At 68.0% G+C, this 13,238-nt stretch carries 8 protein-coding genes and 1 pseudogene; 7 read left to right on the forward strand and 2 right to left on the reverse strand.

What is annotated here, in order from left to right; all coding sequences use genetic code 11:
• Positions 1-14 precede the first annotated feature (14 nt).
• The 3 genes and pseudogenes from IFT63_RS15080 (at position 15) to IFT63_RS15090 (ending at position 5,575) form a co-directional block, all read left to right on the forward strand.
• Positions 15-1,484, forward strand: a complete 1,470-nt coding sequence (locus tag IFT63_RS15080; protein ID WP_192084941.1) for a DUF3375 domain-containing protein — start codon at positions 15-17, stop codon at positions 1,482-1,484.
• 97 nt (positions 1,485-1,581) lie between these two features.
• Positions 1,582-2,172: pseudogene (locus tag IFT63_RS15085) on the forward strand (DUF4194 domain-containing protein); the annotation flags it as partial.
• A gap of 16 nt (positions 2,173-2,188) precedes the next feature.
• Positions 2,189-5,575, forward strand: a complete 3,387-nt coding sequence (locus IFT63_RS15090) for an SbcC/MukB-like Walker B domain-containing protein (protein ID WP_042612175.1) — start codon at positions 2,189-2,191, stop codon at positions 5,573-5,575.
• 167 nt (positions 5,576-5,742) lie between these two features.
• On the opposite strand, the gene IFT63_RS15095 is transcribed toward IFT63_RS15090, so the two are convergent.
• Complete coding sequence (locus tag IFT63_RS15095; RefSeq protein WP_192084943.1) at positions 5,743-6,516, reverse strand: TSUP family transporter; 774 nt, start codon at positions 6,514-6,516, stop codon at positions 5,743-5,745.
• 90 nt (positions 6,517-6,606) lie between these two features.
• Here IFT63_RS15095 and IFT63_RS15100 point away from each other — a divergent pair, with 90 nt between their 5' ends.
• The 4 genes from IFT63_RS15100 (at position 6,607) to IFT63_RS15115 (ending at position 11,550) form a co-directional block, all read left to right on the forward strand.
• Positions 6,607-6,996: a YchJ family metal-binding protein gene (locus IFT63_RS15100; protein ID WP_192084944.1), complete on the forward strand. Its 390-nt coding sequence runs from the start codon at positions 6,607-6,609 to the stop codon at positions 6,994-6,996.
• Between the two features lie 111 nt (positions 6,997-7,107).
• Positions 7,108-8,337, forward strand: coding sequence for an ergothioneine biosynthesis protein EgtB (egtB, locus tag IFT63_RS15105; protein ID WP_249404500.1), 1,230 nt, complete (start codon positions 7,108-7,110; stop codon positions 8,335-8,337).
• Positions 8,338-8,350: 13 nt separating this feature from the next.
• Complete coding sequence (egtD, locus tag IFT63_RS15110) at positions 8,351-9,331, forward strand: L-histidine N(alpha)-methyltransferase (RefSeq protein ID WP_192084946.1); 981 nt, start codon at positions 8,351-8,353, stop codon at positions 9,329-9,331.
• A 44-nt stretch (positions 9,332-9,375) separates the two neighbouring features.
• Entirely contained in the window at positions 9,376-11,550 is a 2,175-nt protein-coding gene (locus tag IFT63_RS15115) for a lytic murein transglycosylase (RefSeq protein ID WP_192084947.1), read from the forward strand.
• A gap of 197 nt (positions 11,551-11,747) precedes the next feature.
• Here IFT63_RS15115 and IFT63_RS15120 read toward each other — a convergent pair whose 3' ends face one another.
• A complete protein-coding gene (locus IFT63_RS15120; protein ID WP_192084948.1) occupies positions 11,748-12,935 on the reverse strand; it encodes a benzoate/H(+) symporter BenE family transporter in 1,188 nt (395 codons plus the stop codon).
• Between the last annotated feature and the right edge of the window lie 303 nt (positions 12,936-13,238).

Consider the following 13,238-nt stretch of genomic DNA (forward strand, 5'->3'; position numbering starts at 1 on the left):
GATTCCCTCGCTGCATGAAGCATCGCGAACGCATCACCCGTTACCGCCACCTGCGCGAACAACCGCAATGGAAGCTGCTCGCCGCCGACCATGCGCCGGAGATCATCGGCCTGTTGCAGGGCCTGCTGATGGACGGCGAACGCACGCTGGCCGCGCCCGTGCTGCACGAGCGCCTGCAGCGCGCGCTGGACCAGCTCAACGGCGAAGAGCTGTCACGTGAGCTGCCGCGCACCGCGCAGGCCTACGTGGCGCATTGGCTGGCCCAGGGTTGGCTGGAACGACGCCTGCCCGAAGGTGCCGACCAGGAACAGTACGAACTGTCCACCCAGGCGCTGCAGGCGATCCGCTTCGCCGACAGCCTGGAACAGAGCCGGGTCGCCGCCACCGAGAGCCGCCTGGCGCTGGTGATCAACCAGTTGTCCCAGCTGGCGGCGCAGACCGAAGCCGATCCGGATGCGCGGCTGTCCGCGCTGCGCGACGAACGTGACCGCATCGATGCGGAAATCGCCCGCGTCGGCGAGGGCCGCGTGGCCGCGCTGGATGGCAAGCGCGCGCTGGAACGTGCCCGCCAGATCATCGGCCTGGCCGACGAACTCACCGAAGATTTCCGCCGCGTGCGCGATGACTTCGAACGCCTGAACCGCGAGTTCCGCGAACGCATCATCGACGATGAAGGCGAGCGCGGCGACGTGCTGTCCAAGCTGTTCGAAGGCGTGGACGTTATCGGAGAGAGCGATGCCGGCCGCAGTTTCCAGGCCTTCTGGCGCCTGCTCAACGATGCCGAACAGAGTGCACAGCTGGACGCCGCGCTGGAATCGGTGCTGGCGCGTGGCTTCGCACGGCGCCTGGACCGCAACGAGCGCGCGTTCCTGCGCGGCTTCACCGGCACCATGCTGGAACGCGGCGGCCAGGTGCACGATGTGCTGCAGCACTTCGCGCGCAGCCTGCGCGGTTTCGTGCAGAGCCGCGGCTACCTGGAACAGCGCCGCCTCAACCAGCTGCTGAAGCAGGCCCAGGGCGAAGCACTGGCCCTGCGTGACGACTTCCCGGCCCAGCGTTCGATCGGCCGCGACCTGCAGCTGACCACCAGCCGCCTGCGTTCGTGGTCCCAGTGGAAACTGCACGATCCACGCAGCGCGCAGGTGGATGGCAGCGTGCAGCGCAACGATGCCGCCGCGATCAGCCTGGAAAGCGTGGGCGACCTGGTGGCATCGTCCGAAATCGACTTCCGTACCCTGCGCCGCGACCTGCATGACCTGCTTGGCATGCAGCCGAAGCTGAGCATTTCCCAGGCCCTGTCGCAGCGCGAAGCGCCGCAGGGGCTGGGCAGCGTGATCGGTTACCTGTCGCTGGGCACGCGCTTCGGCACCGTGGTGGAGGGCGAGCAGGAGCTGGCCCACTGGCGCGGTGGCGATGGCCAATGGCGGCGCGCCCGCATCCCGCTGGTTTGGTTCACCCAGGAGAAACGCCATGAGCTGGAATGAAGATCCGATCGAATCCTCCCGCCTGGGCGAGGGCGAGGATGCCATCGACGCCGAGCCGGTAGTGGTCACCCCGTTGCCCCGCCGCAACAACGACGTGCTGTACCTGGGCGATACCGGCCGGCTGCCGCAGGACGCGCGCCGCGCGCTGTGCCAGCTGCTGATCGGGCCGAGCATCGACCAGCAGCGCCACGCCAAGCTGTGGCCGGCGCTGCTGCGCAACGAAGCCGCCATCCGCACCTCCCTGTCCGACCTGTTCCTGGAACTGGTGCTGGACCGCGAGAGTGGTGTTGCCTTCACCCGCCAGGCCGATACCGAAGATCTGGATTCGCCGGTGCTGCTGCGCACCTCGCCGCTGACCTTCATCGACTCGGTCCTGCTGCTGTACCTTCGCCAGCAACTGGGCGAGGCCGATGCGCGCGGCAACCGCGCGGTGGTCGCCGATGCCGAGATGGCCGAAGCCCTGGCGGTGTACGAAAAGAACCTGTCCACTGATCGCGCCGGCTTCAACCGCCGCGTGGCCAGTGCCGTGCAGAAGATGAAGGACAACCACATCCTGACCCGCCTGGCGGGTCAGGAAGATCGCCACGAAGTCTCTCCCGCATTGAAGCTGCTGTTCTCTGCCGAAGACGTCTCCGCGCTGTCGGCGGTGTACCGCCAGCTGCGCGAAACCCCGGCTGCCGAAGCCTGATCCCAGCGAGCACGCCATGGCCATTTCCAAGCACACTCCCGCCCTGTTCACCGAAGGCCTGCCCGACCCGCGCACGCAGCAGTTCCGCATGCGCCGCCTGCAGGTGCACAACTGGGGCACCTTCAACGGCCTGACCGAAGTGCCGATCGCCGAGCGCGGCTTCCTGTTCGTGGGCCGCTCCGGCTCGGGCAAGTCGACCCTGCTTGATGCGATGTCCGCGCTGCTGGTGCCGCCGGCCATCGTCGACTTCAACGCCGCCGCGCGCGAAGCCGAGCGCAGTGGCCGCGACCGCAACCTGGTGTCCTACGTGCGTGGCGCCTGGGCCGACCAGCAGGACCGCGGCACCGGCGAGATCGCCACCCAGTACCTGCGCAAGGGGGCCACCTGGACCGCGCTGGTGCTGGAATACCGCGCCGGCGATGGCCGGGTGGTCAGCCTGGTACGGCTGTTCTGGATCGCCGGCAACGGCGCCACCGCTGGCGATGTGCGCAAGCACTACCTGGTGGCCGAGCGCCCGTTCGACATCGCCAAGGATCTCGGCGGCTTCGACCTGGACCTGCGCAAGCTGAAGCAGAAGCTGGCCGACGTGCACCACTTCGACAGCTTCGCCGGCTACGCCGAGCGCTTCCGCCACCTGCTCGGCATCGACAACGAAATGGCGCTGCGCCTGCTGCACAAGACCCAGTCGGCCAAGAACCTGGGCGACCTGAATGTCTTCCTGCGCGACTTCATGCTGGATACGCCGAAGACCTTCGATGCCGCCGAGCGGCTGGTCAACGACTTCGCCGAACTGGATGGCGCGCACCAGGCCGTGGTCACCGCACGTCGCCAGGTGGAAACGCTGCTGCCGGCGCGCGAGCATTACAGCGAACTGAAGCAGATCAAGCGCCGTCGCAGCGACGATGAAGTGCTGAAGCTGGGCATCGACAGTTTCCGCGAATCGCGCCGCCAGCAGTTGATCGATGCGCGCCTGCGTGAACTCGACACCCGCGACCGTGGCCTGCTGGGCGAGGAATCCCAGCGCCGCGCCGCCCTCGACAACCATACCGCCAAGCTGGGCGAGCTGGAGCTGCAGCGGCGCCAGCAGGGCGGTGAGCGGATCGAGGAACTGGAACGCGAACAGGGCCGTGCCGAAGCCGAGCGCGACCGTCGCCAGGCCAAGCAGGCCCAGGCCCGCGATGCCGCCGGACAGCTGCAACAGGCGCTTCCCGAGGATGCACATGGCTTCGCCGCGCTGGTGGAGCAGGCGTCGACCGAGCTGCTGGACCGCAAGCGCGCCTCCTCGGCGCTGGATGATGCGATCAGCGAACGGCTGGGTGGCCGGCGCGATGACGAGCGCCGCTTCGGCGACGTGCGTGCCGAGCTGGATGCCATGCAGCGCAATACCTCCAGCATCCCCGCGCCACTGCAGAAACTGCGTGCACGGCTGGTGGAGGAAACCGGCCTGCCCGAGGCGGCGCTGCCATTCGTCGGCGAGCTGATCCAGGTACGCGAGGATGACCTGCCGTGGCAGGGTGCGATCGAGCGCGTGCTGTTCGGGTTCGCGCAGTCGCTGCTGGTCGACGACAAGCATTACAACGAGGTCGCCGATTGGGTGAACCGCACCCACCTCGGCATGCGTTTCACCTATTACCGCGTGCGTCGCAACGACGAGGCGTTCGCGCGTGACCCGTCGCCGCGTTCGCTGCTGCACAAGCTGGAACTGCGCGACCACGTGTTCGAAGGCTGGCTGCGGCGCGAGCTGGGCAAGCGCTTCGACTACGAGTGCGTGGACGCGCGCCAGCTGCGCAACGTCGACCGTGGTATCACCCGCGAAGGCCAGGTCAAGCATCCGGGCGACCGCTTCGAGAAGGATGACCGCAGCGCGGTGACCGACCGCCGCCGCTGGCTGTTGGGCTTCAACAACCGCGACAAGCTGGCCGTGTACGAAAAGGAAGCGCAGGAGCTGGCAAAGCGGATCGCCGGCTGCGACGAAGACGTCGCGCGCCTGCGTGCGCAGCGCGATCTCGACAATGAGCGCCGCCTGGCCTGCCACCAGTTGGCCGGCATCCGCTGGGACGAGATCGACGTCGCCACCCCGCAGCAGCGCCTGGTCGACATCGAAGCAACCCTGCGCGGCCTGCGCGAAGGCAACGCGGACCTGGAAAAGCTGGCCCGGCAGATCGACGCCGCGCGTTCGGACATCGAGCAGGCGCGACGCACCTACGAAGATACCCGGGTCGAGCGCGGCCAGCTGGTGAAGGAGCGTGATCGCCTGGACCGTGCCCGCCAGCAGAGCCGCGCACTGGTGCTGCCGACCCTGGGCGCCACCCAGGAAGCGGGCCTGCAGGAACGCCTGGAAGCGCTCGGTGCGCTCAGCCTGGAAACGCTGGAGGCGCACATGCGCCAGGTCAGCAACGCGCTGAACGAATCACTGTCGTCCTCGCAGCAGGACGTCAACCGGGTCGAGAACCAGCTGCTGGGCTGCTTCCGCCGCTTCGTGCAGGGTTGGCCGGAAGAGTCCGGCGACTTCACCGTGTCCGTGGCATCGGCCGATGATTTCCTGGCCCGCCTGGAACGGCTGGAACGCGACGGCCTGCCACAGCATGAAGAGCGCTTCTTCGACCTGCTGCAGAACCAGAGCAAGAACAACCTGCTGGCCCTGCAGCGGCACAGCGCCGAGGCGCGCAAGTCGATCGGCCAGCGCCTGGACGAGGTCAATGCCAGCCTGGAACAGGTGCCGTTCAACCGCGGCACCCTGCTGACCATCGAGCTCAGCGACCGCCGCCTGCCGGAAGTGCTGGAGTTCCACCAGCACCTGCGCGACGTGCTGTCCCAGCAGCAGACCGAACAGCGTGAACTGGCCGAAGCCCAGTTCGCCGTGCTGCGCCAGCTGGTCACCCGGCTGGGCTCGGCCGAAGGCGAAGACAAGCGCTGGCGTGAGCTGGTGCTGGACGTGCGCATGCACGTGGAGTTCATCGGCGTGGAACTGGATGCCGCCACCCGCCAGCAGGTCGAGATCTACCGCAGTGGCGCCGGCAAGTCCGGTGGCCAGCGGCAGAAGCTCGCCACCACCTGTCTGGCGGCAGCGCTGCGTTACCAGCTGGGTGGTGCCGATGGCCAGCTGCCGAGCTATGCCGCGGTGGTGCTGGACGAAGCCTTCGACAAGGCCGACAACGAGTTCACCGCGTTGGCGATGAACATCTTCGACAACTTCGGTTTCCAGATGGTGGTCGCCACCCCGCTGAAATCGGTGATGACGCTGGAGCCGTTCATCGGCGGCGCCTGCTTCGTGGAAATCAGCGGCCGCCATGATTCCGGCGTGCTGCTGATTGAATACGATGAAGAAGGAAAGCGCCTGAAACTACCCGAACGCAGCCGCCAGCAGGCCAACGAACCCGAACCCGAACAAGCCGACGCGTGATCGCCGGGAGCGGCCCCCGCTCTCCCCCGGATGCGCACGCGCGGTACCGGGGTGCGGGGCGGGCGGGAGCCCTGGTAGCGCCGAGCCATGCTCGGCGGCCTTTGCCTGGCGACCTCTTGGTGCCCGCCGAGCATGGCTCGGCGCTACCTTAGCCGTCACGCGAAGCATCAAGCGAACGTATCCCAGCCCATCCGCGCGATCAGCACCACCACCAGGCCCACGAACAACTTGCGGATGAACGGCGTGCCGCCGCGCAGGGCCAGCCGCGTGCCCACCACCGAACCGACGATGTTGGCCACCGCCATCGGTATGGCGAACAGCAGCAGCACATTGCCGGTCGGCATGAAGAACGACAGCGCAGCGAAGTTGGTCGACAGGTTGACCACCTTCGACGCCGCCGAGGCCCGCAGGAAATCCAGCCCGAAGAAACGCACGAACAGGAAGATCAGGAAGCTGCCGGTGCCCGGCCCGAAGAAGCCGTCGTAGAAGCCGATCGCCGCACCGATCGCCAGCGCGATCACCAGCTCGCGGCGGCCCACCTCGCGCGGGCGGTGCAGCGCGCCGAAATCCTTCTTCCACAGCGTGTAGCCCAGCATCGCCACCAGCAGCACCAGCACCAGTGGGCGCACCGCATCCTTGGGCAGCAGGCTGACCGCCGTCGCGCCCAGGAACGAAAAGACGAAGGCCGTGGCCGCCGCGAACAGCACCGGTCGCCACGGGAAGCGCACGTTGCGCGCATAGCGCCAGGCCGCCGCCCCGGTCCCGAAGGCCGAACTGAACTTGTTGGTGCCGAACAGCAGGGCAGGGGAGTGCTGCGGCAGCACCGTGAACAGGCCCGGCAGCTGCACCAGCCCGCCGCCGCCGACCGCCGCATCGACCAGGCCGGCAATGAAGGCGATGGCCACCAGCCACCAGAGTTCGGGGGGAATCATGTCCAGCACGGTTCAGGCCTGCAGTGGGGGCCGACAGGATACGCCCACGCCGCGGTGGCCCGCCGGTCCGCGGCGCGCCGGCCGTGCAAAAATAGCGGCATGAGCCAGACCGTCCCCGCTACCTGCCCCTGCGACCTCGGCAAGCCCTATGCCGAGTGCTGCGGCCGCTGCCATGCCGGCGAACCGGCGGCCGATGCCGCGCAACTGATGCGCTCGCGCTACAGCGCCTACGTGCTGCAGCGTGCCGATTACCTGCTCTCCAGCTGGCACCCCGACACCCGTCCGGCGGAACTGTCCCTGGACGATGCCCCCGGCCAGCGCACCCAGTGGCTCGGCCTGACCGTGCATGAGCACCAGCAGGATGGCGACCGCGCGCAGGTGCGCTTCACCGCGCGCTACCGCATCGGCGGCGGCAGTGCGGTCAAGATGACCGAGCACAGCCGCTTCCAGCGCATCGACGGGAACTGGTTCTACCTGGACGCGCTGTAGCAGCCCGGCCGGGGGCGTCGATGACGTGGTCCTCACCGCGGCTGACCCAAGCTTCCTGTCGTGAACAGCCTGCTCGCCACCGCCCCCGTGAACCCTTCCCGCCACGCCGTCCTGGCCGACTTCTACGTCCACGTGCGCCAACGCAGCGTGGCGCTTGCTGCTCCGCTCAGTGCTGAAGACGCGATGGTGCAGAGCATGGCCGACGCCAGCCCCGCCAAGTGGCACCTTGCGCACACCACGTGGTTCTTCGAACGCTTCGTGCTGGGTGCGCAGGCGGGCTACCAGCCGCTGCAACCCGACTGGCATTTCCTGTTCAACAGCTACTACGAAACCATCGGCCCGGCACACGCGCGGCCGCAGCGTGGCCTGCTGTCCCGGCCCAGCCTGGAACAGGTGTATGACTACCGCGAACGTATCGACGGACAGGTGCTGCGCCTGTTGCAGGACCGCGCGCTGAGCGATGAAACGCTGGACCACCTGCAACTGGGCCTGCAGCACGAACAACAGCACCAGGAACTGCTGCTGACCGACATCAAGCACGCGCTGTGGAGCAACCCGCTGCAGCCGGCCTACCGCGATGACCTGGCCATCGTGGCCGGCGCCGCCACGCCGCTGCACTGGATCGACAGCCCGGAGCGCATCGCATGGATCGGCGCCCACGCCTGGCCCGCCGATGCCGATTTCGCCTACGACAATGAATCCCCGCGCCACCGCGTGCTGGTGCCTGCCCACGCGCTCGCCAACCGGCCGGCGAGCAACGCCGAGTTCGCCGCGTTCATCGCCGATGGCGGCTACCAGCAGGTGCAGCTGTGGATGAGCGAGGGCTGGTCGTTGAACCAGGCCCAGCAGTGGCGCCATCCGCTGTACTGGGATGACGCGCTGGAGCGGGAATACACCCTTGGCGGCTGGCGTGCGCTGGATCCGCACGCGCCGGTCTGCCATATCAGTTATTACGAAGCCGACGCCTACGCCCGCTGGGCCGGTGCACGCCTGCCCACCGAATTCGAGTGGGAAGCGGCCGCCAGCCAGCACGCCCCCGACGGCCATTTCGTCGACGACGATCGCCTGCACCCGTCCGCGCCACGCGGGGCCGACGGCCTGCAGCAGCTGCACGGCGATGTATGGGAATGGACCAGCAGTGCCTACGGCCCGTATCCCGGCTTCAGCACTTTCCCGGGCAGTCTCGGCGAATACAACGGCAAGTTCATGTGTGGCCAGTGGATCCTGCGCGGCGGCAGCTGCGCCACGCCGCGCGGCCACGTGCGTGCCAGCTACCGCAATTTCTTCGACCCCTCCGCACGCTGGCAGTTCTCCGGCGTGCGCCTGGCAAAGGCACTTTGATGAGTATCGTCCGATGAGTACCGTACACGCGGCGCGGCAGGCGCTGACCGACCTGACCCCCAGCCGCGAACGGGTGCTGTCCGACGCCATCGCCGGCCTGTCCGCCACGCCGCCACGCCTGCCCTCCAAGTATTTCTACGACGCCGCCGGTTCGGCGCTGTTCGAACAGATCACCCGCACCCCCGAGTACTACCCGACCCGCACCGAGCTGGCCCTGCTGGAACAGTCGCTGCCCGAGATCGCCCAGCGCGTCGGATCGCGCGTGCACGTGGTCGAACTGGGCAGCGGCAGCGGGCGCAAGACCGCGCTGCTGCTGGAGGCGCTCGATGCGCCGGTGGCCTATACCCCGATCGAGATCTCGCGCGCCGCCCTGCTGTCGAGCATCGACCACCTGGCACCGGCCCATCCGGACATCGAGATGCTGCCGGTCTGTGCCGATTTCACCCAGCCGGTAGACCTGCCCGAGCCCGAAGAAGAAGCCGCGCGGCGCCTGCTGTTCTTCCCCGGTTCGACCCTGGGCAACTTCGAGCACGATGAAGCGGTGGTCCTGCTGCGCGCCATGCGCCAGACCATGGGCGAAGACGGACTGGCGCTGATCGGCGTGGACCTGCACAAGGACACCGCGACGCTGGAAGCGGCCTACAACGATGCGGCCGGAGTCACAGCCGCGTTCACCCTCAACCTGCTGAAGCGGCTCAACCAGCAGGTCGGCAGCGATTTCGACCTGCAGGCCTTCCACCACCGTGCGCGCTACAGCGTGCCGCGGCTGCGCATCGAAACCCAGCTGGTCAGTGACCGCGACCAGGAGGTGACCCTTGATGGCCACCGGTTCCGGTTCGCCGCAGGCGACGCCATCCAGGTGGAATACAGCCACAAGTACACTGATGAAAGCCTGCAGCAGCTGCTTGATGCGGCCGGGCTGGAAGTGATCGGACGCTGGGACACCGTCGCGCCACAACCGGCCTTCGGCCTGCGCCTGCTGCGTCGCCGCTGATTCATCACTGCCGTTATGATGCAGGGGCCATGGCGGCACGGAGGATGACCATGACCACCCGCTCGCTGATCCTGCTGGCCACCATGATGGCCAGCCCGCTGGCGTCCGCGCAGCAGGTCGATCCTGCGTTCGCGTCCTGCCTGTCGACCCTGCAGACCAGTGCGGCGAAGCAGGGGATTCCGGCCGAGCGCTTCACTGCGCTGATGGCCGGTGTGCAGCCGGATCCTTCCGTGCTGGACCTGCTGGATGCCCAGCCCGAGTTCACCACGCCGATCTGGGATTACCTGGCCGCGCTGGTCGACGAACAGCGGGTGGACGACGGCCGCGCCATGCTGGCCCAGCATCGCGCACTGCTGCAGCAGGTGTCGGCCGAGTACGGCGTGGACCCGGCCACCATCGTGGCGGTGTGGGGCGTGGAAAGTGATTACGGCCGCGTGTTCGGCAAGCGCCCGTTGCTGCAGTCGTTGTCCACGCTGTCCTGCGCGGGCCGGCGCCAGTCGTTCTTCCGCGGTGAACTGCTGTCACTGCTCAAGCTGATCGATCGGGGCGACCTGCGCGGCGAGGGCCTGGTGGGCTCCTGGGCCGGTGCCTTCGGGCATACCCAGTTCATGCCAAGTACCTATGCGCGTATCGCGGTGGACGGTGATGGCGATGGCCGCCGCGACCTGGTGGACAGCATCCCGGACGCGCTGGCCTCCACGGCGAATTATCTCAAGCGTGCCGGCTGGCGCAGCGGGGAGGCGTGGGGCATGGAAGTCCGCGTACCCGCTGGCTTCAACGTCGCGCAGGCCGGACGCACCCAGCGCCGGTCGCTACCGGCGTGGAAAGCGCTGGGCGTGACCACCCTGCAGGGCGACGCCATCACAGCCCCCGGGCTGCCCGCTGATGCCCGCGCGGCGCTGCTGCTGCCGGCCGGAAACACCGGACCGGCGCTGCTGGTGTTCCGCAACTACGACGCGATCTACAGTTACAACGCGGCAGAGAGCTACGCGCTGGCCATCGCCACGCTGGCTGACCGGCTGCGTGGCGGGGCCGGCCTGGCAACCGCCTGGCCCACCGATGACCCGGGCCTGGGGCGCCGCGAACGCCGCCAGCTGCAGGCGCTGCTGGCCGCGCGCGGGCATGACATCGGCCAGGTCGACGGCATGATCGGCACCGCCAGCCGCCGCGCCATCCAGGCCGAGCAGCAACGCCTGGGATGGACGCCGCTGGATGGACGCGCCGGCCGCCGCATCCTGCAGGCATTGCAGGCCGAGCCAGCCACTGTCGCCGCGCCGGCCGCCAGCCGCTTCATCCTTCCTTCCAACTACAACACGCTGGTGCAGTCGCCAGCGGTGCGGAGTGCATCCAAGGTGCAACAGATCCAAGGTGTGACCAGTGGCCGGTACCAGGGGCTCGATGCGTGGCTCATCCAGACCCCACAGGGCAGCGCGGCGATCAGTGTTTTTGGTGGCCAGCTGCTGTCCTTCGTGCCCAACGGCGGCCAGGACGTGATGTGGCTGTCGCCCCGGCGCGCTGAACTGCCGACGCCGATCCGTGGTGGCAGCCCGGTGTGCTGGCCGTACTTCGGCCGCCAGGGTCAGTCCAATGACGTGCCCGCGCATGGTTTCGTGCGGACCCTGCCGTGGGAGTTGAAGCAGGCGCGCGCGCTGGCCGACGGCAGCATCGAGCTCACCCTGGCACCACCGGTGCTGGAAAGCCTGTCACTGCGCCTGCAGATGGTGGTGACCGTCGGCGCGACCCTGACCCAGCGGCTGATCACCGACAACACCGGCACCGTGCCGGCGACGATCAGCCAGGCGCTGCACAACTACTTCCGCGTCGGTGATGCCGGCCGCGTGGACGTGGAGGGCGTAGACGGCCTGGACTATCTGGACAAGTACGAGAACTACGCCCAGGCGCGCCGCCAGCAGGGGCCGTGGAACCTGCGCGATGCGCGCGATCCCGGCCGCAGCGACCGCATCTATACGCAGGCCGGGGGCCGCTACGTACTGCACGATCCGGTGTTGAAGCGACGCATCATCCTGGAAACCCAGGGCAGCCGTTCGCTGGTGGCCTGGAACCCGGGGGCCGAAGCGGCCGCCAGGATGGCCGACGTCGGTGATGGCTGGCGCGACTACGTCTGCCTGGAAGCGGCCAACGCAGGCCCGGACGTGGTGACGATCCCGGCCGGCGGCCGCCACGTGCTGCAGCAGACCCTGTCGGTGCAGCCGCTGTAACAAACCAGCGCGTTCGATCCGCGGCGCCGTCATGCCCGGTAGCGCCGAAGGCAGCGGCAGGAGCCGCTGCCAACGTCGTTTGCGACGGCCCGCAGGGTGCCGGTCACGACGACCGGCATAGCCGTGCTCGGCGGGATCTGTCCGGCACCACTATGCTCGGCCCCGGGGCCGCCGATCCTGGCCCGGCGCAACCTGGCCTACGCCACCGCCCGCGGGCGCAGCACCAGCAAGGTCACCGCGCCGGCCATCAGTCCCCAGAATGCCGAGCCGATCCCCCACAGCGACATACCCGACGCGGTAACCAGGAAGGTCACCAACGCGGCCTCGCGGTCGCGCTCCACCGCCAGTGCGGTTGCCAGGCTGTTGCCGATGGTGCCGAACAACGCAATACCGGCCACGCAGGCAATCAGTTCCTTCGGGAAGGCAGCGAACAGCGCGGCCACCGTGGCCCCGAACACACCGACCACGATATAAAAGGCACCCGCCGCCATGGCAGCGGTGTAGCGTCGGGCCGGATCCTCGTGTGCCTCGCGGCCCATGCAGATCGCCGCCGTTATCGCGGCCAGGTTCAATGCGAAAGCACCGAACGGCGCCAGCACTGCGTTGACCACGCCGATCCAGCCGATCAGCGGCGACACCGGTGCCTGGTAACCCGAAGCACGGATCACCGCGACCCCGGGAATGTTCTGCGAGGCCATCGTCACCACGAACAGGGGCAGCGCAACGCTGGCAACCGCCGCCCAGCTCAGCCGTGGCGTGGTCCACACCGGCAGCGCGAGCTGCAGTTCAATGCCCTGCAGGTGCAGCTGTCCGCTGCCGAGCGCCACCGCGATGCCCACCAGCAGGGTGGCAATCACCGCGTAGCGTGGCAGCAGGCGCCGCGCCAGCAGCCAGCTGCCGAACATCGCCAGCGCCATCAGCAGCTGTGTCTGCATGGAGACGAAGACCTCCAGGCCGAAGCGCAGCAGCACGCCCGCCAGCATGCCGGCGGCCAGTGCCATCGGGACGCGCTGCATCAGTCTGGCGAACACCCCCGAGAACCCCAGCACCGCGCCGAGCACGGCAGCCAGCAGGAACGCGCCAATCGCCTCAGGCAAGCTGACGCCGCCGGCACCGACTACCAGCATCGCGGCACCGGGGGTGGACCATGCAGTGACGACCGGGATCCGGTAACGCAGCGACAGACCGATGCAGGTCACGCCCATGCCCAGTCCCAACGCCCACATCCAGGAGGCGATCTCCTGTTGGCCCGCACCGACGGCCTGGGCAGCCTGGAACACGATCACCGCCGAACTGGCGAACCCCACCAGTACGGTAATGAAGCCGGCGACCACGGCGGGCAGGGAGAGGTCGCGCCACCATGCGCGCGTGGGGACTGCTTCCATTGTCGTGTTGATCCAGAGGGATAGCGTGCATTGATACCTGCTGCGCTGCCGTGTGCGCAACGCGTGCACGGCAGCGCAGCGCCGAAGCCGATCCCCTGCAGCGATGCGCGCGCGGCGCATGTAGAAGCATGTGCAGCACACGCGTTGTCATCAAATTGAAAAAAGGTGTTGACGAATCCTGCAGGATCTCTACAATTCGCTCCCTCGCTGCAACGCAACGATTTCTTCGGAAACCAGAGCGGAAACAGCACGCCACCACCGACGAACGATTCAATCGAACGAAGGTGTTGACGGACTGAAAAA

It is taken from the genome of Stenotrophomonas sp. CFBP 13724, assembly GCF_014841975.1.
Classification (GTDB): Bacteria; Pseudomonadota; Gammaproteobacteria; order Xanthomonadales; family Xanthomonadaceae; genus Stenotrophomonas; species Stenotrophomonas lacuserhaii.

Excerpts from the sequence above, each read along its gene's own strand:
- IFT63_RS15090 (WP_042612175.1), top strand. The coding sequence starts at position 2,189 with ATGGCCATTTCCAAGCACACTCCCGCCCTGTTCACCGAAGGCCTGCCC.
- IFT63_RS15115 (WP_192084947.1), top strand. The coding sequence starts at position 9,376 with ATGACCATGACCACCCGCTCGCTGATCCTGCTGGCCACCATGATGGCC.
- IFT63_RS15120 (WP_192084948.1), bottom strand. The coding sequence starts at position 12,935 with ATGGAAGCAGTCCCCACGCGCGCATGGTGGCGCGACCTCTCCCTGCCC.
- IFT63_RS15100 (WP_192084944.1), top strand. The coding sequence starts at position 6,607 with ATGAGCCAGACCGTCCCCGCTACCTGCCCCTGCGACCTCGGCAAGCCC.
- IFT63_RS15080 (WP_192084941.1), top strand. The coding sequence starts at position 15 with ATGAAGCATCGCGAACGCATCACCCGTTACCGCCACCTGCGCGAACAA.
- egtD (WP_192084946.1), top strand. The coding sequence starts at position 8,351 with ATGAGTACCGTACACGCGGCGCGGCAGGCGCTGACCGACCTGACCCCC.